This is a genomic window from Acinetobacter sp. AM (assembly GCF_003105055.1).
In the GTDB taxonomy this organism is placed as follows: domain Bacteria; phylum Pseudomonadota; class Gammaproteobacteria; order Pseudomonadales; family Moraxellaceae; genus Acinetobacter; species Acinetobacter tibetensis.
Window position 1 is genome coordinate 25,215 of the sequence record NZ_QETG01000022.1, and the last position, 19,762, is coordinate 44,976.

The window sequence follows — 19,762 nt, forward strand, 5'->3', positions numbered from 1 at the left end:
AAACATCTAAATAAAAGAATGAGGAAGTTCACATGAGTCACATTGCAGCACCTTTGCAAATCCGAAATACCACTTTTAAAAACCGTATTATTAAAGGCGCAATGAGTGAGGCTTTAGCCAACCATGCGGGACAACCGAATCGATTACATTTAGGTTTATACGAAGCTTGGGCAAAAGGGGGCTTGGGCTGTGCCATTACGGGTAATGTGATGGTGGATTTTCGCGCCAAGAATGAGCCTGGGGTCGTGGTCGTAGAATCTGAACGTGACATGGCTGAGCTGAGTCAATGGGCAGCTTTGGGTAAGCAATATGGGATGGTGCAGTTGGTTCAGCTATCCCATCCTGGACGACAATGCCCGAAAGGTCTAAATAAAGAAACCGTAGCCCCTTCGGCAGTGCCGTTTAGTCCAATGCTTGCCACCACTTTTGGTACACCACGTGAACTTCGTGAAGATGAAATTTTAGACATTATTCAACGCTTTGCCCGTGCAGCGCAGATTTGTGAAAAAGCGGGATTTGAAGGCGTGCAACTGCATGGTGCGCATGGTTATCTAATTAGTCAGTTTCTCTCACCATTGACCAATAAACGTCAAGATCAATGGGGCGGTAGCATTGAAAATCGTATGCGCTTTTTGCTAGAAATTTACCAAGCCGTTCGGGCAGCGACATCAGATAACTTTATCATTTCAGTTAAGCTAAATTCTGCGGATTTCCAACGTGGCGGCATCACTGAAGAAGATGTGATTGCTGTGTTTAAAGCGATTGACGCAGCAGGTATTGACTTGATTGAAATTTCGGGTGGTACTTATGAAGCTCCTGCCATGGCAGGTGCAAAAGAAGATAAACGAAAAGCCAGCACCATCGCTCGCGAAGCCTATTTTCTCGACTTTGCTGAAAAAATTCGTCAGCAGGTCAGTTGTCACTTGATGGTGACAGGTGGCTTCCGTACAGCGCAAGGCATGAATGCTGCACTTGACAGTGGAGCCTGTGATTTTATCGGGATTGCACGTCCATTTGCTGTAGAAACTGATTTGACCGAACGTTTATTGGTTGGGCAAGATGTCCGTTATGCGGTGGATAAGATTAAAACGGGTATTCCAATGGTGGATAAAATGGCCATTATGGAAATTATTTGGTATGCCGCTCAATTTAAGACCATTGCACAGGGTAAACAGCCAAATCCGAAACTTTCTCCGCTTAAAGTGTTCTTCCATTATGTGAAGGGGAATTTAAAAGCCGTGATTCAAGGGCAAATCAACTCGCGTAAAAGCGCATAATACTAGTTGGCTTCGGCCCAATACTGTTTGAAGATTGAGGCAGACCATTGACCTTTTGACAAAGCGCGTTGAAAGGCGGGTCTGTCTTCAATCTGTTGTAAATAGGTGTTGATCGCAGGGTAGTGCATATAACGGTCATTTAGATGGGTGCAGGCATGTAATGGAAACCAGAGCAAGATATCTGCAATAGTCAATTGAGAGCCTGCCACCCACGGTTGTGTGGTGAGATGCTGATTGATCATTTGCATTTGTTGTTGCAGTAGGGGATTTAAATAGCCTCGGTTAAATCCATATTGAATGGCTCGTGGAATAAAACGTATAGGCCAAGGTGTTCTGATCGCCAATTGGGAAAAGATCTGTTTTAACGCCAAATTTGGCATAAATGTGGCTTCAGCGAAGTTTTTCCAATAGTAGTAATCCACTAAGGCAGAACCGTCTAAATCCATTGCACCTAAACTTTGCTGGCGAGTACTGAACCATTCAGCAATAGCACTGGTTTCAGATAAGAAAAAAGTGTGCTCAAGCTCTGTTATTTTGACTGTTGGAAATTTTGCCAAAGGATGTACTTGTTGTAATTGATGCGTATTGGCATCGTCTAGTGTGTCGCAAACCAAAATGTCATACTCGAGACCGAGTTCTTCGAAAAGCCAGACAATACGTTGCGAACGTGAATTAGGTTTATGGTAAAGTTGAATCTGCATTTTGTTGTTTCAATTGCCTTTTATTAAATATGTTTTTTATTTTGCTCAAAGAGAGCATAACTCAAAATATAGGCATAAAAAAACCTGAGTCATTTTGCTCAGGTTTTTTTAAGAGATAAACATCTCTGAATATGGCGTCCCTACGGGGATTCGAACCCCGGTTACCGCCGTGAAAGGGCGATGTCCTAGGCCTCTAGACGATAGGGACTTAATGAGGCAGGTACTTCTGAAAACTAAACCATAAATTAAATGGCGTCCCTACGGGGATTCGAACCCCGGTTACCGCCGTGAAAGGGCGATGTCCTAGGCCTCTAGACGATAGGGACGTTTCAGAGGTGGGCGTATATTAGGGTGAATATAGGAGAGTGTCAAACGTTTTCTTGAGCATAATCATTAAAAAAGAATTGAGTGAATAAAAAGAATACAAATTTGTGCAATATACTTTAAAGTGGTTGTTTTTTAGGCTTTAGGACATCCAAAATACTTTGGATAATAGTTGAGTGTTCTAAATAACCGGTAATTTGATAGGGTCTGTTCACAAGTGTAGTGATTGCTTGATTAATGATCGGTGATTCAAAATTGAAAGGTGATTCAGATTAGGGGGATGCCGTTAGAAAATCATCGGGGTAATAAAAATTAAACCAATCGCTATATAGTTGATGTGGTCGAGAAATCGGTAAAGTCAGTTTCTCTTGAATCACTTTAAAGGCAAGCGGGGAACCCTGTGTAATAAAACGATGTGCTCTAAAATGGGTAAATTGATGCAATAAGTGATAGGCAATGACGGTACCTAATCAATGAGCGACAATAATGTGATCTTTGCTTGGATGAAGATGCGACATAATTCTGTGGTGAACTTCATGCATAAAATCAGAATTGGATAAGTATAAGTAGGTCTCAATGAGAAATTTATGAATGAGTGTTTCATGGAGTTTAGGGTAGTGATTGAGGAACATGATCAATTCTTTAAATGCATGATCTTTGCTGAGTGCTGTAATGACAGATAACCGTTGAGTAAGTGACTCAGATTGCTCTGGCTTGAAGCTGGGTGAGGGGTGGCACATGGACTATGCTCTTCTTGAACAATTGATGTGTTATGCCAGAGGTGCAACGGAAGATGTAAATACAACAGTGATTTAGGGAACAGTGTGTTTAGCTGGTGTTTGGTGAGTAAATCACCATAAAACAGGAGTTTGGTGTCTAGTGATACAGGTTCGATATTTTGCTCTGCATGACTCAAACCCGTTTTAAATAGATTTAACCAGTATTGTTTTAAAGTTTTTCATCATGATTTTGTTGATTTATACCGTGAATAAAAATGATTTTCATACAGGGTTTGGCTTTTTACAGAGGATATTATCTGTATTTTGCTTAAAAAAAGAGTGGTACTTGACCACTCTTTTTATGTGTTAGTTTTGCTTTCGATAAAACACGTAATAGCTGAGATAGCACAAAGCAATAAAGATTAAACAGCCAATAAAGCCTGCAATCATTTCAGGGTCTGCTGCCATACTGATGCCAGTAATAAAACAGAATGTAAAACCTAAAATTGGCACAATTGGAAATAGTGGTGCTGCAAAGCCTAATTCTTTCGCAGTACGACCCTGCTTATACCATTGGCGACGGAAATTGAACTGGCTTAAGCAGATGCTCATCCACACCACGACCATCGTAAATGCAGCGACACCCAGTAGGTTTTTGAAAATGGTTTCAGGCGCAAATTGTTCAGACAGCAATCCTGGAATTGCACCAAACATGGTGACAATAATGGCAACAAAAGGAATGCCTTTATGATTTAACTTAGAGAACACTTCAGGCAGTTGCTTTTTGTAAGATAAAGACCACATCATACGTGAAGCAGCATATAAGCCTGAATTTGCCGCTGAAAGAAGCGCGGTAATAATCACAAAGCGGATGATGTCTTCTGCATGTGGAATGCCAATATAGTTAAACACCGTTACAAAGGGACTGCTGCTCACGCCATTACCGCCTAAGCCCGCCATTTGATGTGGAAGCAGTGCGCTAATGACTACAATCGTACCAACAAAGAAGATTAATAAGCGCCAAATGGCTGCATTAATCGCTTTAGGCACATTTTTCGCTGGGTCTTGAGTTTCACCTGCCGCAACACCAATTAACTCTGTGCCTGAAAAGGCAAAGTTCACAATCAGCATGGTCGCAAAAATAGGGAAGAAGCCTTGTGGAAACCATCCTTCTGCGGTCAAATTACTAAACAGAGGTGCAGAGCTATAACCTTGGAAAGACAGCACACCAAAAATGGCCAATAAACCCAAAATAATGAAACTGATGACAGTGATGACTTTGACCAGAGACAACCAGAACTCTGATTCAGCAAACAGTCGGGTTGAACTCATGTTTAAGCTAAAAATAATGGCAGCAAATATGAGCGTCCAAATCCAGACTGATATATGGGGAAACCATTCTTGCATCAGCAAAGCAGCAGCAGTGAATTCAGTACCGAGCGTTGCCGTCCAAGTCAGCCAATATAACCATGTAATTGTGTAGCCTGTCCCTGGACCAATATACTTTTGTGCATAAGCGCCGAAAGAACCCGATACAGGCATATGTACCGCAAGTTCTCCCAGACATAGCATCACCATATAAGCAATAATTCCACCTAAAATATAAGCGATGATGGCACCTACAGGCCCCGTTTGTGCAATGACTTCACCCGACCCTAAAAACAGACCAGTACCGATTGCACCACCAAGTGAAATCATGACCAGATGTCGAGTACTCATAGCGCGTTTTAAAGGCGCAGAATTGCCCTGATGCATAGCATCATTCGGAGATTGAGATGACTGCATAAGAGAGAGAAAATAGAATAATGAAGCGCGCTATTGTAGTGCAAAACTACAAATCTGCAATCGAATAATAATGAATTATGCGTTTTGAATGATCGTATAAACGATAGATGGCGTCCCTACGGGGATTCGAACCCCGGTTACCGCCGTGAAAGGGCGATGTCCTAGGCCTCTAGACGATAGGGACGTTGCGAGGTGATGCGTATATTATGTATTTTTTTCTTTACTGTCAAATATGTTATTACAATATTTCTAAAAAATGGGTTTGTTTGTGTAAAAAATGTCTTACTTGCAGGATATAACGCAATTTTTTACGTTTTTCGACGTGCTAGATCTATTTTTTTTATTGGTAAGGGGAGTCAATTAAGCATGAAGGTTTTGATGTGACTCTGAGAGTCGGTTTAATTAGATTGCATGTATTTGATATGGAGAAAACCGAAATTTCAATAGGATGGATTCATAGAAAAACAAAAGCACCAAGCAAATTTAATGTTCAGGCGTTGGGTATGAGGTGTGAGCTTTATCTGACTTTACCGCATTAGATGTGGGTAGTGTAGGTTTTTGCTGTTGATTGGCAATATAGAGATAAACAGCAGAAGGAGAAAGAATGAGTAAAACCAGTAATATTTTCTTTAACATAGGTCAATCGGGAAAAATAAAGACAACAGTATAAACAATTCTTAAGAATAGAATGAGATGGAAATTTTAAATAAAAGTTTTGCGAGTGCAAATAGATGGCGTCCCTACGGGGATTCGAACCCCGGTTACCGCCGTGAAAGGGCGATGTCCTAGGCCTCTAGACGATAGGGACGTTTAGAAGATGGCGGTATCTTATTGATCCGCCACCATGGTGTCAAGTAGGTGTGGGGACAGTTTGTTCAAAATATAGCAAAACAGTTCAGCAGTCTTTCGAGTGTCATACAAAGCTGAGTGTGCCTCTTTGCCATCGAACTCAATTCCAGCTTGAATACATGACTTGGCAAGTACCGTTTGACCAAAGGTAATGGCACTTAAAGTCACTGTATCAAACACAGAGAAGCTGTGAAATGGATTTTGATTTTTAGTGCCAGTACGCGCAATCGCAGCCTGAACAAAACCTAAATCAAAGTGCGCATTGTGACCGACCAAAATCGCGTGGGTGCAATTTTGTTGGCGACGAACGTCATTCACGGCTTTAAAAATACGTTTTAGTGCTGATTTTTCATCTTCTGCCATTGCAACACGCATAGGATTAAATGGATCAATACCAATAAAATCTAATGAGCGTCGATCCAGATTGGCACCTGCAAATGGATTGATGTGTGCATGATGGGCTTCACCTGGAACGAATTGGCCTTCAGCATTATAAATAATTGGAATCGCAGCTATTTCTAGCAATGCGTCAGTTTGCGAATTAAAACCTGCAGTTTCGACGTCGACTACCACAGGTAAGAATCCACGGAAACGCTGACCAATTACTGGTAGAGTTTCATTTGTCACACTTTTCTCCACTGGATGGTTTTACCTGCATAAAGCGGGATAATCTTGTCACCATCTAAATAATCAAAACTTTCAGGAATGACTTGCTCTTCTTTAACCAGTGTAATGGTTTCAGTATTACGCGGAAGACCATAAAAGTCTGCACCAAAAAGACTGGCAAAGCCTTCTAGGCGTTCGAGTTTGTTTACTTGGTCAAAAGCTTGAGCATACAGTTCAATTGCAGTTGGTGCGCTATAGCAACCCGCACAACCACAGGCATTTTCTTTGGCATTTTTTGAGTGTGGTGCACTGTCTGTGCCTAAGAAAAATTTAGGATTGCCACTGGTTGCCACTTCCAACAGGGTTTGTTGATGTGTTTGGCGCTTTAAAATTGGCAAGCAATAGAAATGAGGCTTAATCCCGCCCACCAACATGTCGTTACGGTTGAACAATAAATGTTGAGGCGTAATTGTTGCAGCAACATTACGGTCTTGTTCTAACACAAAATGCGCAGCTTCGCTGGTAGTAATGTGCTCAAGTACCAATTTCAATTTCGGGAACTGTTTTAATAGTGGTGCTAAAACTTCATCTAGGAAACGTTTTTCACGGTCAAAAATATCGACGTGATTATGTGTGACTTCACCATGTAACAGTAATGGTACTTGATGTTCTTCAAGTTGCTCAATCACGGCGTACACTTTACGAATATCGCTTACGCCATTGTCCGAGTTGGTGGTTGCACCCGCAGGATAAAGCTTGATGGCATTAACAAACTCAGAGTCTTTAATTTTTTTGACTTCGCTTGCAGGCGTGCTATCAGTAAAATACAGCACCATACGCGGGTCAAATGCGTTACCTTCAGGCACATGCGCCATAATTCGCTCACGATAAGCAAGCGCTTCTTCCACAGTTTTTACAGGTGGAACAAGGTTTGGCATACAAATCGCACGCTTAAATTGCTTAGCTAAATCTGGAACAGTGCGTTTCAGGGCAAGGCCGTCACGTAAGTGGGCATGCCAATCGTCTGGCTGCAAAAGAGTAATCGTATTCAAGGCGATTTCGGACTAAAAAATAAATCAGATGATAATCTATATCAGTCTGTAATGCTAAGCTGAATTACAGATAAATGGCTTAATTCTGGTAAATAAAAAAGGCTTTTTTATTGTTTTTGTGTGATTAAGAAATGTCAAAAGCAATCAGTTCTTTGATTGAGGCTATTTCATCTGCGAAGAATCAATACGGGCAGGGCGTGACTCATTAAAAGAAAAAACCGCCAACTTAGGACGGTTTTTTCTTTAGGTATTCAGCAATTGAAAACTTAGTTTTTGTCTTTCAATTGTGGAACTGCAGAACCAGTACCTACAGCTAACAAACCTGAGTTTGTATAAATGCCGAGTTTTGCACGTGTATCTGTAATATCGAGGTTACGCATAGTAAGCTGACCAATACGATCCATCGGCGTAAACATTGAATCACCTTTTTCCATCGTTAAACGCTCAGCTTCATATGTGAGGTTTGGAGATTCGGTGTTCATGATGGTGTAGTCATTACCACGACGTAATTCTAAAGTGACTGTACCCGTAATGGCTTTAGCAACCCAACGTTGTGCAGTTTCACGCAGCATAAGCGCTTGAGAATCGAACCAACGACCTTGGTAAAGTAAACGACCTAAACGTAAACCGTTAATGCGGTATTGTTCAATGGTATCTTCGTTATGAATACCAGTAACTAAACGCTCGTAAGCAATATGAAGAAGGGCCATACCCGGTGCTTCATAAATACCACGAGATTTCGCTTCGATAATACGGTTTTCGATTTGGTCAGACATACCTAGACCATGACGACCACCAATACGGTTCGCTTCAAGAATAAATTCGACTGGATTTTCAAAACGTTGACCATTGATTGCAACAGGGAAGCCTTCTTCAAAAGTAATCGATACTTCTTCAGCTTTAACTTCTACGTCGTCTTTCCAGAACGCAACGCCCATGATTGGATCAACAATTTTGATACCCGCATTGAGGTATTCAAGATCTTTTGCTTCGTGAGTTGCACCCAACATGTTTGAGTCAGTTGAGTAGGCTTTTTCTTTTGACATTTTGTAGTCAAAGCCGTTGTCGATCAAGAATTGTGACATTTCAGCACGGCCACCTAACTCATCAATAAACGTTTGGTCTAACCAAGGTTTATAGATTTTAAGTGCAGGGTTGGTCAACAAACCATAACGGTAGAAACGTTCAATATCGTTTCCTTTATATGTTGAACCATCACCCCAGATGTTTACATCATCTTCTTTCATCGCGGTAACAAGCATGGTGCCTGTTACTGCACGGCCAAGCGGAGTCGTGTTGAAATATGGCATACCGCCAGTGCTGATATGGAATGCACCACACTGAATCGCCGCAATACCTTCAAGTGCAAGCTGTAAACGGCAGTCTACTAGACGTGCTTTTACTGCACCGTAAGCTTCCGCTTTTTTGGGAATCGCATCGTAGTCGTCTTCATCAGGCTGACCTAAGTTTGCTGTATAAGCATAAGGTTCTGCGCCTTTTTGTTTCATCCACAAAAGTGCAGCTGAAGTATCTAGACCACCAGAGAAGGCAATACCAACTTTTTTGCCAACTGGGACATTCTGCAAGATAGTTGCATTATCAGTCATTGTTAATCCTAACGATATAAATATAGGCACCGAGAATGGGTGGCCTGAAAGAATACATATGTCCGCGATTGTAGCACTTTTCCAAATGGTTTTTCTAAAAAATCATAACGCTTTAAAAATATTAAAGCTCATGTACATATCGATACTGCTGAAAAAATTCTGGATAAAATCGGTTTCTATATTGTGTGCTCAATTTTTGTCTTTCTAGAAGATGTTTGGGCTGTAAATTAATCAACAAAGGGGTTCGGTTTGTTTGGTTTTAAATTGGTATTACCAATATTGTGTGATTTTTCCAATTTTTGCGTATTAAGCTAGATTTAAGTGGGGTGATTATTTTTTACATTATTAGACTAAAGTCTATAATTGGCTGTATTTTCATAAAAAAATAAGTAAAAACAATAATATGAATTTGATTGAAATATGATCTGGTTTATAAAAGTTGAAAATATTGGTCATACCAAAATTAACTTTTAATTGAAGTTTTACTTCGTTTTAAATCAAAATAAGCCAAGTATAAGTCATTATTGGTTTGTTTCTCTTTACAGTTGCTTATATTGGTCTGTCCAATATGAGTAAAAGTACCAATAATATGCTCAAAATTAAATCTTAGTAAGCATTTCAAGGAGATGACAATGCTTCAATGGCAGCAAATGTATGACCCTATGGGGAATATTTGGATTTCAAGTCTAATTGCACTGATTCCGATTATCTTTTTCTTTTTGGCGCTCGCGGTATTCCGTTTAAAAGGCAGTGTGGCAGGTACGATCACCGTTGTACTTGCACTTCTTGTTTCTTTATTTGCCTATAAGATGCCTGTGCTGATGGCATTCGCATCGATGGCCTATGGTTTCCTCTACGGTTTATGGCCGATTGCATGGATCATTATTGGCGCTGTATTCCTGTATAAAATTTCAGTGAAGACAGGCCAGTTCGACATCATTCGTTCTTCTATTCTTTCGATTACTGAAGATCAGCGTTTACAAATGCTGTTGGTGGGTTTTGCTTTTGGTACCTTCTTAGAGGGTGCAGCAGGCTTTGGTGCACCTGTTGCGATTACCGCAGCACTATTAGTTGGTTTAGGCTTTAAACCTTTATATGCAGCAGGTCTGTGCTTAATCGTAAATACTGCACCTGTGGCTTTTGGTGCTATGGGTATTCCAATTATCGTTGCGGGACAAGTGTCTGGTGTCGATACGATGGAAATCAGTCAAATGGTGGGTCGTCAACTACCATTTATGGTACCAATCGTGCTGTTCTGGATTATGGCGATTATGGATGGTTGGCGCGGTATTAAAGAAACATGGCCAGCGGTTATTGTGGGTGCAAGTAGCTTTGCAATTGCGCAATACTTAACCTCGAACTTTGTCGGTCCAGAATTGCCCGATATTACGGCTGCAATTGCATCCTTGGTTTCTTTAACAATTTTGTTTAAATACTGGCAGCCGAAGCATATTTTCCGTTTTGCAGATCAAGACGCAAATATGAATGAAGATGTTGCAGCACAAAAACAGAAAAAATATAGCGTTGGCCAAATTGCTAAAGCATGGTCTCCATTCGTGATTTTAACTGTGATGGTAACGATCTGGAGTGTGAAACCGTTTAAGGATTTATTTGCCAAAGACGGTGCATTGCATGATCTCGTGATTTCAATCAAAGTGCCATTTTTGCATCAAATGATTCAAAAAATGCCACCTGTAGTTGCTGAAATTAAAGATTATGACGCGATTTACAAGTTTGATTGGATCTCGGCAACAGGAACTGCGATTTTTATTGCAGCATTGATCACCATTGCCTATTTGAAGATGAAACCAAAAGATGCTGTGGTGACTTTTGGTGAAACCCTGAATGAGTTGAAAGTACCAATTTATTCAATTGGTATGGTGTTGTCTTTTGCTTTTATCGCAAACTATTCAGGTATGTCTTCGACCTTGGCTTTGGCTCTTGCACATACGGGTTCGGCATTTACGTTCTTCTCGCCTTTCTTGGGTTGGTTGGGTGTATTCCTCACAGGTTCAGATACTTCTGCCAATGCACTATTTTCAGCACTTCAAGCCACTACAGCTCAGCAAATTGGTGTGCCAGAAGTTTTACTGGTGGCAGCAAATACCAGTGGTGGTGTGACTGGTAAGATGATTTCACCTCAATCGATTGCGATTGCGTGTGCGGCGGTAGGACTGGTTGGTAAAGAGTCTGATTTATTCCGTTTTACCTTAAAACACAGTATAACGTTCACAATTATGATGGGTATTATGATTACCCTACAAGCTTATGTGTTCCCATGGATGATTCCATAACACAAATTGTGTATCAACGTTAAGGAAAGCAGATGAAAGTCTCCGATAAAGCTGTACAAAGCCTGCGTGTATTGATTGAACAAAGCAATATGCAAGTTGGAGACCGTCTGCCTGCTGAAAGAAAACTGTGTGAACAGCTTCAAGTCTCTCGCTCTTCTTTAAGAGAGGCTATTTCGCAACTGACCAGCATGGGTATGTTGGTCAGCAAAGTGGGGGCGGGGACTTTTTTAAAACAATTACCAGCAACGTGGTCCAGTTATCAAATCGTACAACCGATCAGTAATTTGATGAGTGAAGATCCTGCTTACCGATTTGATGTGCAAGAGGCGCGCATTATTTTAGAAGGCGGGACGACGTGGTATGCAGCACAACGCGCAACCAAAGAAGATTTGGTGAACATCCGATATCATTATGATCAGATTAACCATTTTCAGGCTTTGGGAAATGACGACGAGGCGGCTCGTGCAGATGCAAAATTTCATTTGGCGATTGCTGAAGCGTCTCATAATTTGGTCTTGATTCAGATGATGCGTGGTCTGTTTGATTTGTTGCAGTTCAACGTCGCTTTGGGACGCCGAAAAGTCTATAGCGAAGCACACCGTTTTGATCAATTGCATGATCAGCACTTTCAAGTCATGAATGCAATTGAACGTCGTGATCCAGAAGCTGCACGTAAAGCAGTCTGTGGACACATTGAGTTTGTAGTACAACAGGTGCGAATGATTGATGAAGAAGAAGCTCGTCGTCAGCGCGCCAGTCGATTAAACAGGATATAAGCATGATTATTTCTTCTGCCAATGACTACCGTGAAGCGGCACGACGTCGTTTACCACCATTTTTATTCCATTACATTGATGGTGGTGCGTATGCAGAATATACCCTGAAGCGCAATGTAGAAGATTTATCAAAAATTGCTTTGCGCCAGCGTGTACTGAACGACATGTCGCAGTTAAGTTTAGAAACCAAACTGTTTGATGAAACTTTGTCGATGCCTGTTGCATTATCTCCTGTGGGTTTAACAGGCATGTATGCGCGTCGCGGCGAAGTTCAAGCTGCGGTTGCAGCAGATAAAAAGGGTATTCCGTTTACACTTTCTACCGTTTCAGTATGTCCAATTGAGGAAGTTGCACCTGCGATTCAGCGTCCAATGTGGTTTCAGCTCTATGTGCTGCGTGACCGTGGTTTCATGAAAAATGCTTTGGAACGTGCTAAAGCGGCAGGCTGTTCAACCTTGGTATTTACCGTGGATATGCCTGTTCCGGGTGCGCGTTACCGTGATGCCCACTCGGGTATGAGTGGCCCAAATGCAGCAATGCGTCGTTATATGCAGTCGTGTTTCCATCCACATTGGGCGTGGAATGTCGGCATGATGGGGCGTCCGCATGACTTGGGTAATATTTCTAAATACTTAGGTAAGCCTACAGGTCTCGAAGATTACATTGGTTGGTTGGGTTCTAACTTCGATCCATCTATTTCATGGAAAGATCTAGAATGGATCCGTGAGTTCTGGGATGGCCCAATGGTGATTAAAGGAATTCTAGATCCTGAAGATGCCAAAGATGCCGTCCGCTTTGGTGCAGATGGGATTGTGGTGTCAAACCATGGTGGTCGTCAGCTCGATGGTGTTTTATCTTCGGCACGTGCGCTTCCGCCAATTGCTGATGCAGTCAAGGGTGATATTAAAATCCTCGCAGATTCAGGTATTCGTAATGGTCTAGATGTTGTGCGTATGCTGGCATTGGGTGCGGACACGTGTATGCTCGGTCGTGCCTTTGTTTATGCTCTAGGCGCAGCAGGCGGTGAAGGTGTTTCCAATCTTTTAGAGTTGATTGATAAAGAAATGCGTGTTGCCATGACCTTAACAGGGGCAAAAACCATTGCAGATATTACGTCTGACTGTTTGGTGAGGTTAGAGCGAGAATTGGCTGAGTAAGTTTTTAATAATTTCTATTGTATGAAAATGGATAGTGTGAAGTTGTTTTAATTCACAATGTAAATCTCCCCTAACCCCTCTTTATAAAAGAGGGGAATGTTGCAAATTAATTGATTGAAAAATTTGGAATACTCTCCCTTTGTAAACGGAGGGGCTTGTTTTTACTTGAATTGATCTATGTAAAAGAAAAGTCCCCCTTTGGAAAAGGGGGATATAGGGGGATTTCAAATATGGAATTTATCTTTGCACTTTGAATTCGAATATAAGAAGTTAAATAAATGAATAAATAAACATTATTCCTTAATTAAAATTTGGAATAGGAAAACTCCTTATGCAAACTCAATTATCTCAACAGCAAACCATTCAAAAGCTCATCGCTATTGTCGGTAAACAACACGTTTTAACCGAAGATAAAGACACACGTTTATACCGACAAGGTCGTCGCTATGGTGCGGGAAAAGTGTTGGCTGTTGTCGCACCGGGTTCATTACTTGAACAATGGCAAGTCCTACAAGCTGCTGTTGATGCGGATTGTATTGTAATTATGCAAGCGGCCAATACAGGTTTGACAGGTGGTTCAACCCCCTTCGGCGATAATTATGACCGCCCTGTGGTATTGATGAGCACGCGACGTTTGGCGGGTATTCAAATTATTCGTGATGGGCAGCAAGTGATTTGTCTGCCTGGAGCAACGTTAGATCGTTTAGAAAAAGAATTGGCACCATTCAATCGTGAGCCACATTCGGTGATTGGGTCTTCTTGTATTGGTGCATCTGTATTGGGTGGTGTGTGTAATAACTCAGGCGGTGCCTTGGTACGTCGTGGTCCTGCTTATACTGAGCTGGCACTTTATGCACGAGTCAATGAATCGGGGCAACTGGAGCTGATTAACCATTTGGGGGTGGATTTAGGTACTACGCCTGAAGAAATCCTATCTCGTCTACAAAACCAGCAATATCAAATGCTTGACGTGCAGCATAATCCAAGCTGTTGTGCATCTGACCAGCGTTATGCCCATGATGTCAAACAAGTGGATGAAGCGACCCCTGCACGATTTAATGCCGATCCATCTCGCTTGTTTGAAGCATCCGGTTCAGCAGGAAAAATTTGTGTGTTTGCAGTTCGACTAGATACCTTCGAGAAGATTCCAAGTCAGGTGTTTTATGTGGGCACCAATGCACAGGATGATTTGACCGAAATTCGTCGTTTTTTACTGAAAGATTTACCGCGATTACCCATTGCAGGGGAATACATTCACCGCGTCGCATATGACATTGGTGCAGAATACGGTAAAGATACTTTTGTCTTTATTGAAAAATTTGGGACTGCCAAAGTGCCTGCTGCCTTTGCCATGAAGGACAAAGTTGATGGCTATTTGGAAAAAGTAGGCTTGAAAGGATTATCCGATAAAGTCCTGCAATTGATCACCAAGTTTATGCCGAATCATTTACCAAAACGTATGAATGAATTTCGTGATCTTTACGAACATCATCTGATTTTACGCATTGAAAATCAGGATGTGGAGCAAGTGAAACAGTTCCTGAGCAGCTATTTCGCTCAACGTACGACAGGCAATTTTTTCCATTGTACGGATGAAGAAGGGCGAAAAGCCTTTTTACATCGCTTTGCTGTCGCGGGTGCTGCGATTCGTTATCGGGATACCCACCGCAGTGAAGTGGAAGATATTGTCGCGCTAGATATTGCTTTGCGTCGTAATGACCGTGAATGGGTAGAAACCTTGCCTAAAGAAATGGACGAGATGATCGTGCATAAACTGTATTACGGTCATTTCTTATGTCATGTGTTCCATCAAGACTACATCGTCAAAAAAGGCGTCGATCCTTTGGCGATGGAGCATCAGATGTGGCATTTACTGGATGATCGTGGTGCTGAATATCCAGCGGAGCACAACGTTGGCCATTTATATGTGGCGAAGCCTGCGTTAAAACAGCACTACCAAAAACTCGACCCAACCAATAGTTTTAATGTGGGCATTGGTCAGACTTCGAAGTTAAAATACTGGAAGTAAATACAACAGCTGATTCATAAGTTGTGATAAAAGTGTAGTCAACTCGTAATAGAATTTGGCTACACTTTTTTTCGTATTGACTGATTATTTAAAGAATCAGTCTGCTAAAGCCATAAACAAAATAAAAAATCACGTTAAAGTATTATGCAACAAGTTGCAAAGCAAATAAATTATAAGGATTCACCATGACCACATCCTATGCAAATATTTTGAAACCCCTACATTTGGGTTTTACCACCATTAAAAACCGTGTGGTGATGGGCTCTATGCATACAGGTTTAGAAGACCGTTTTTATAATTATCCTAAACTGGCTGCCTATTTTGGCGAGCGTGCGAAAGGTGGCGTCGGGCTAATCATTACGGGCGGAATCTCACCGAACCGTCAAGGCTGGCTACTTCCAGCAGGTGGTACCATGAATACCATGGGGGATATTGCGCCACATCGTTTGGTGACCCATGCGGTGCATAAGCATGGAGCAAAAATTTTGATGCAGATTTTGCATTCAGGTCGTTATGGTTATCAACCTTTTGTGGTGTCTGCTAGCCCGATCAAGTCGCCAATTTCACCATTCAAACCACGTCAAATGAGCGAAAAGCAGATTTTGGCGACTATTCAAGATTATGCCCAAACATCACATCTTGCAAAATTGGCAGGTTATGATGGTATCGAAATTATGGGTTCTGAAGGTTATTTACTGAATCAGTTTTTAAGCCGTCATGTCAATCAACGACAAGATCGTTGGGGTGGTTCGATTGATAACCGTATGCGTTTTGCGGTTGAAATTGTCAAAGCAATCCGTCAGAAAGTGGGGGAGAAATTTATTATCTGTTTCCGCTTATCTATGTTGGATTTGGTCCATGATGGCAACACCATGCAAGAAGTGATTACCGTTGCACAAGCTTTAGAAAAAGCAGGTATTACGTTATTAAATACAGGTATTGGTTGGCATGAAGCCCGTATTCCGACCATTGTGACTTCGGTGCCACGTGCAGCATTCGCTGACTATACCGCAGAAGTGAAAAAGCATGTGACAGTGCCTGTGATTGCTTCAAACCGAATTAATATGCCAGACACAGCGGAAGAAATATTGGCGCAAGGTAAAGCCGATATGGTGCAAATGGCACGTCCATTCTTGGCAGATCCTTATTGGGTCAATAAAACTGCGACTAATCGGGTAGATGAGATTAATACCTGTATTGCCTGCAATCAGGCGTGTTTGGATCATACCTTTAAAAATCAACGTGCAACTTGCTTGGTCAACCCACGCGCAGCATTTGAAACTGAATTGGTTTATGTCAAAACTGCAAAACCAAAACGGGTTGCAGTAGTGGGGGGCGGTGTCGCAGGCATGTCAGCCGCAACGGTAGCAGCAGAACGTGGACATCAAGTGACATTGTTTGAAGCCAGTCATGAAGTAGGTGGACAATTTAATTTAGCTAAAGTGATTCCTGGCAAAGAAGAATTTCACGAAACGATTCGTTATTTTAAAGTGCAACTGGAAAAAACAGGGGTTGAGCTACGTTTAAATACCCAAGTCAGCCGTGAACAATTAGAACGAGAAGGTTTTGAAGAGGTCATTATTGCTACGGGAGTCGTGCCACGTGCCTTAAAGATTCAAGGTAGTGATGCGCCGAATGTACTTTCTTATGCGGAAGTACTGCGTGGAGCAGCAGTCGGTCACCGTGTTGCCGTGATTGGCGCAGGGGGAATTGGTTTTGATGTGTCCGAATTTTTGTTGAAACCACCACATCAGCCTCAGCCACAACCTTTGGCAGAATGGAAGCGAGAATGGGGTGTCGATGCTGAAGCGCACTATATGACAGAAGGTGGTTTACAGCGCGCAGAAGTTGAAGCGCCTGTACGTGAAATTTATTTAGTACAACGTAAAACCACGCCGTTAGGCATTGGGCTGGGTAAAACTTCGGGTTGGGTGCATCGAGCACAATTAAAAAAACATGCGGTACGGATGTTACGTGGTGTGCAATATAAAGCGGTGACCAATGAAGGTTTATGGGTTGAAACCAATGGTCAGGATCAGTTGCTTCGAGTGGATACAATTGTGGTGTGTGCGGGACAAGAATCTGTGAAAGATTTAATGCCAAATGAAGGGCAAGCGACTTTAGCCAATTACCATATTATTGGTGGTGCAAAGCTTGCAGCAGAGCTTGATGCAAAGCGTGCAATCCGTGATGGTGCTGAAATTGCAGCCAAACTTTAAGGAATTGATGAAACAATACGCACTTGAATGCTTTAACCGTACTTTTTACTTGTCTAAAATGAAAAAGCTTAGTATTCTTGCGCACATGGAAGCGTGGCAGAGCGGTTTAATGCACCGGTCTTGAAAACCGACGAGGGTGTGAGTCCTCCGTGAGTTCGAATCTCACCGCTTCCGCCAAATATCTAAATAAGCCCTTGTAATAACAAGGGCTTATTTTTTGTCTGTGGTTTTACCCCACAACTTACCCCTCATCAAATTTTGGATTGAATTGGCTTTTTTGAGGCATATTGGCTTTGTTGCACAAAGATTTAAAGATTAGATTTACCCTAAGCGACTCAGGTTTAAGTGACAACTTGGGTATGAGGTCGGCCTAATTCCGTAAATTTATTGAGCACGACCACACGGGCAGGAATCTCATTCACTTGGTTTTGAAAGTTTCTGGCACTGAGTTTATCTCCCAATAATTTGATGCAATGCATCTTGGTTTCTACCAAGCTTCGCCTATGATACCCAGACCATTTTTCCAAATCGTTCTTCCTAGTCCATTTGATTGTTTTCAGTAATTCATTGCTCTCTAAATATCCCAGTTTTTTGTCTTTTCAAGGCTTCGTATTTTCTCTTGGTAGAATAACTGTATGCACATGCCGGTCTGCAATGAACTATTGGCAGTGTTTCGTGTTATAAGCTCCATAGGTATATTTGTTCGTGACTTCGTTGAGGCTAAAAGGAGGAAAGCTACTCTCTACCGAATACAGAAATGTACGCCAGAAAATAAACGTTGATTGCGGTAAAGGTCATATATGGAATCCTACTTTCCAGAATATATTATACAATGACTCTTGGTGTCCTACTTGTGCTGGTGTAGGGCGAAGAACTTATGGAAAACGTGTTAGAGTACAATCTTAATCGCTAATGCGATTTAATGATTCGGCATGTTATTTTTGCTTGATTTATCGTCTATACGATTTTACGCTCTGGCTCCCTACAAATGAGGGAACCGTTGTTCAGTGAATTAAATATTACTATCTAAAATATTCAAGGTATGTTTCCACGGATCATTTAAATAAATGAAGTTTTCATCAGAACTTTTGGGTGGATTATTGTGAATGAAATTCGAGAGTTGTTCTTGTTGATGCTGGGTTAAAGTTGAAACAATGCTCGAATTTTCAGCAATACTTGCTCTAATACTACTGATTACAGTATCTCTCACAGTAGTATCCTTATTATTTAAAGCTGTTAATACAGTAGATAACTCTTTTCCATTCAAAACTGATGTTGCCAAATAACTTGCTTCATTCGGCGCAATCCTACTTTGGCTCAAAATTTCATTGCCTGAGTATCTTCCAATGATGGGTTAGTTGCAGAATAGGTTGAAATCAACGCTTGTTTTACTTCAGCCGACGTATCTGGGTTTGATTTCAATTCATTTACAGCTTCAGAAATTCGTTTGCGTACTGCCTCATTTTCAGGCAATGAGCGTTTCAATTCATGTTCTTTTTCAGTTAGAAGCGAAGCGTTATTAAGAGCACCAAGCGCTGTACTTTGGACCTTTGGATCAGAACTCTTCAGATAAAGAATAATATCATCTGCAGCCTCAATAGGATTTAGAGCAGTCAATGAAATAAGGATTCCACTTAAAGCTTGTGGATTAGATTCATTTTGTTTGAGCAGTTCAACTAAATTTTGAATTTTATCTTCTCGTGAATATGCCAGATTATCATTAATATCCATAAGATTCTGTGCCCATTTTGGTGGTGTACCGCTTGGCAGATTTTGCGAGTCAATCATTGAACCATCTTCAGTTTTGGTAGGGGCCATTGGATTATTTATTTTATCCTTAGTGCTAACTTGCCCATCTAAATTTGCATTATTACTTTTTTTTGCATAAATGATGATCCCTACAAGAAATATCACTACTACCGAAATGCTGATATAAAGCATTTTACTGTTATTTTTCATACAACCTTTTATTTCAAGTCAATATACCCTTACCTGTGTGAATCACTTTCAAGTAAGAGCATTGTTAAAGCTTTAAGTTACGTTCGAGTAATTGTGAGTAATGAGCTGCCAAATGTCGTATTTGGGAAGCTGCCACCTAAATCGCCGTTACCTGTTTAGGTATATAGCCATTTGACAAATGCATCACAGCGGAAAGAGCCTTTCTGCCAAGTATATGAAGTACATGTACCACTTGAACTATACGATGAGCATACCTGTACAGCAGGATTGGCAGTTAAGGATCAAAGTTATAAGAAACATGAGGCTTTTGTTGAGTAGAAAGTGTGTTGATCTGATTGGTTGCTGAAGTATATGGTGATTTCTAAGTGAATTTTGACTTAGCTTTAGCTCCCCAATATGTATCTACTT

The 19,762-nt window shown here is 41.3% G+C and carries 14 protein-coding genes, 5 tRNA genes and 1 pseudogene; 7 read left to right on the forward strand and 13 right to left on the reverse strand.

Features of this window, described 5'->3' with window-relative positions; translation table 11 throughout:
• Nucleotides 1-32 precede the first annotated feature (32 nt).
• A complete protein-coding gene (locus DCO44_RS12240; RefSeq protein WP_116762283.1) occupies nt 33-1,277 on the forward strand; it encodes an NADH:flavin oxidoreductase/NADH oxidase family protein in 1,245 nt (414 codons plus the stop codon).
• 2 nt (nt 1,278-1,279) lie between these two features.
• On the opposite strand, the gene DCO44_RS12245 is transcribed toward DCO44_RS12240, so the two are convergent.
• The 10 genes from DCO44_RS12245 to argG form a co-directional block, all read right to left on the reverse strand.
• The gene (locus DCO44_RS12245; RefSeq protein WP_116762286.1) at nt 1,280-1,978 is read right to left on the reverse strand and encodes a glutathione S-transferase family protein; all 699 of its coding nucleotides are present in this window, start codon (nt 1,976-1,978) and stop codon (nt 1,280-1,282) included.
• Nucleotides 1,979-2,110: 132 nt separating this feature from the next.
• Nucleotides 2,111-2,186: transfer RNA gene (locus DCO44_RS12250), tRNA-Glu, on the reverse strand.
• 42 nt (nt 2,187-2,228) lie between these two features.
• Nucleotides 2,229-2,304 (reverse strand) — tRNA-Glu (locus DCO44_RS12255).
• 1,083 nt (nt 2,305-3,387) lie between these two features.
• Complete coding sequence (locus DCO44_RS12265) at nt 3,388-4,806, reverse strand: amino acid permease (protein ID WP_116762301.1); 1,419 nt, start codon at nt 4,804-4,806, stop codon at nt 3,388-3,390.
• A gap of 108 nt (nt 4,807-4,914) precedes the next feature.
• A tRNA-Glu gene (locus DCO44_RS12270) sits at nt 4,915-4,990 on the reverse strand.
• A 299-nt stretch (nt 4,991-5,289) separates the two neighbouring features.
• A complete protein-coding gene (locus tag DCO44_RS16645; RefSeq protein ID WP_165815715.1) occupies nt 5,290-5,442 on the reverse strand; it encodes a hypothetical protein in 153 nt (50 codons plus the stop codon).
• Between the two features lie 96 nt (nt 5,443-5,538).
• A tRNA-Glu gene (locus DCO44_RS12275) sits at nt 5,539-5,614 on the reverse strand.
• 20 nt (nt 5,615-5,634) lie between these two features.
• Nucleotides 5,635-6,294 (reverse strand): ribonuclease T, encoded by a 660-nt coding sequence (rnt, locus tag DCO44_RS12280; protein WP_165815716.1) that lies wholly within the window; start codon nt 6,292-6,294, stop codon nt 5,635-5,637.
• Complete coding sequence (gene pyrC, locus DCO44_RS12285) at nt 6,279-7,313, reverse strand: dihydroorotase (protein ID WP_116762306.1); 1,035 nt, start codon at nt 7,311-7,313, stop codon at nt 6,279-6,281. Before pyrC ends, rnt begins: the two co-directional genes overlap by 16 nt.
• 266 nt (nt 7,314-7,579) lie before the next feature.
• On the reverse strand, nt 7,580-8,920 hold the full coding sequence (gene argG / locus DCO44_RS12290; RefSeq protein WP_116762308.1) for an argininosuccinate synthase: 1,341 nt from the start codon (nt 8,918-8,920) through the stop codon (nt 7,580-7,582).
• Nucleotides 8,921-9,546: 626 nt separating this feature from the next.
• Between argG and lldP the strand changes: the two genes are divergently transcribed.
• The 6 genes from lldP to DCO44_RS12320 all read left to right on the forward strand — a co-directional run bounded on the left by lldP (nt 9,547) and on the right by DCO44_RS12320 (nt 17,572).
• Nucleotides 9,547-11,214, forward strand: a complete 1,668-nt coding sequence (gene lldP, locus DCO44_RS12295) for an L-lactate permease (RefSeq protein WP_171304976.1) — start codon at nt 9,547-9,549, stop codon at nt 11,212-11,214.
• Nucleotides 11,215-11,246: 32 nt separating this feature from the next.
• Nucleotides 11,247-11,990 (forward strand): transcriptional regulator LldR, encoded by a 744-nt coding sequence (gene lldR, locus DCO44_RS12300; RefSeq protein WP_116762313.1) that lies wholly within the window; start codon nt 11,247-11,249, stop codon nt 11,988-11,990.
• Nucleotides 11,991-11,992: 2 nt separating this feature from the next.
• On the forward strand, nt 11,993-13,147 hold the full coding sequence (lldD, locus tag DCO44_RS12305; RefSeq protein ID WP_116762315.1) for an FMN-dependent L-lactate dehydrogenase LldD: 1,155 nt from the start codon (nt 11,993-11,995) through the stop codon (nt 13,145-13,147).
• A gap of 331 nt (nt 13,148-13,478) precedes the next feature.
• A complete protein-coding gene (gene dld / locus DCO44_RS12310) occupies nt 13,479-15,176 on the forward strand; it encodes a D-lactate dehydrogenase (RefSeq protein WP_116762317.1) in 1,698 nt (565 codons plus the stop codon).
• A gap of 185 nt (nt 15,177-15,361) precedes the next feature.
• The gene (locus DCO44_RS12315; RefSeq protein WP_116762319.1) at nt 15,362-17,395 is read left to right on the forward strand and encodes an NADPH-dependent 2,4-dienoyl-CoA reductase; all 2,034 of its coding nucleotides are present in this window, start codon (nt 15,362-15,364) and stop codon (nt 17,393-17,395) included.
• 87 nt (nt 17,396-17,482) lie between these two features.
• A tRNA-Ser gene (locus DCO44_RS12320) sits at nt 17,483-17,572 on the forward strand.
• A 164-nt stretch (nt 17,573-17,736) separates the two neighbouring features.
• Here DCO44_RS12320 and DCO44_RS12325 read toward each other — a convergent pair.
• From DCO44_RS12325 to DCO44_RS12335, 3 genes and pseudogenes are all read right to left on the reverse strand, one after another.
• Nucleotides 17,737-18,108: pseudogene (locus DCO44_RS12325) on the reverse strand (transposase); the annotation flags it as partial.
• A gap of 299 nt (nt 18,109-18,407) precedes the next feature.
• Nucleotides 18,408-18,605, reverse strand: a complete 198-nt coding sequence (locus tag DCO44_RS16575; protein ID WP_133243160.1) for a hypothetical protein — start codon at nt 18,603-18,605, stop codon at nt 18,408-18,410.
• A gap of 107 nt (nt 18,606-18,712) precedes the next feature.
• Nucleotides 18,713-19,354, reverse strand: a complete 642-nt coding sequence (locus tag DCO44_RS12335; protein WP_116762323.1) for a hypothetical protein — start codon at nt 19,352-19,354, stop codon at nt 18,713-18,715.
• Between the last annotated feature and the right edge of the window lie 408 nt (nt 19,355-19,762).

Excerpts from the sequence above, each read along its gene's own strand:
- DCO44_RS12240 (WP_116762283.1), top strand. The coding sequence starts at position 33 with ATGAGTCACATTGCAGCACCTTTGCAAATCCGAAATACCACTTTTAAA.
- DCO44_RS12245 (WP_116762286.1), bottom strand. The coding sequence starts at position 1,978 with ATGCAGATTCAACTTTACCATAAACCTAATTCACGTTCGCAACGTATT.
- DCO44_RS12265 (WP_116762301.1), bottom strand. The coding sequence starts at position 4,806 with ATGCAGTCATCTCAATCTCCGAATGATGCTATGCATCAGGGCAATTCT.
- DCO44_RS16645 (WP_165815715.1), bottom strand. The coding sequence starts at position 5,442 with ATGTTAAAGAAAATATTACTGGTTTTACTCATTCTTTCTCCTTCTGCT.
- argG (WP_116762308.1), bottom strand. The coding sequence starts at position 8,920 with ATGACTGATAATGCAACTATCTTGCAGAATGTCCCAGTTGGCAAAAAA.
- lldP (WP_171304976.1), top strand. The coding sequence starts at position 9,547 with ATGACAATGCTTCAATGGCAGCAAATGTATGACCCTATGGGGAATATT.
- lldR (WP_116762313.1), top strand. The coding sequence starts at position 11,247 with ATGAAAGTCTCCGATAAAGCTGTACAAAGCCTGCGTGTATTGATTGAA.
- lldD (WP_116762315.1), top strand. The coding sequence starts at position 11,993 with ATGATTATTTCTTCTGCCAATGACTACCGTGAAGCGGCACGACGTCGT.
- dld (WP_116762317.1), top strand. The coding sequence starts at position 13,479 with ATGCAAACTCAATTATCTCAACAGCAAACCATTCAAAAGCTCATCGCT.
- DCO44_RS12315 (WP_116762319.1), top strand. The coding sequence starts at position 15,362 with ATGACCACATCCTATGCAAATATTTTGAAACCCCTACATTTGGGTTTT.
- DCO44_RS12335 (WP_116762323.1), bottom strand. The coding sequence starts at position 19,354 with ATGAAAAATAACAGTAAAATGCTTTATATCAGCATTTCGGTAGTAGTG.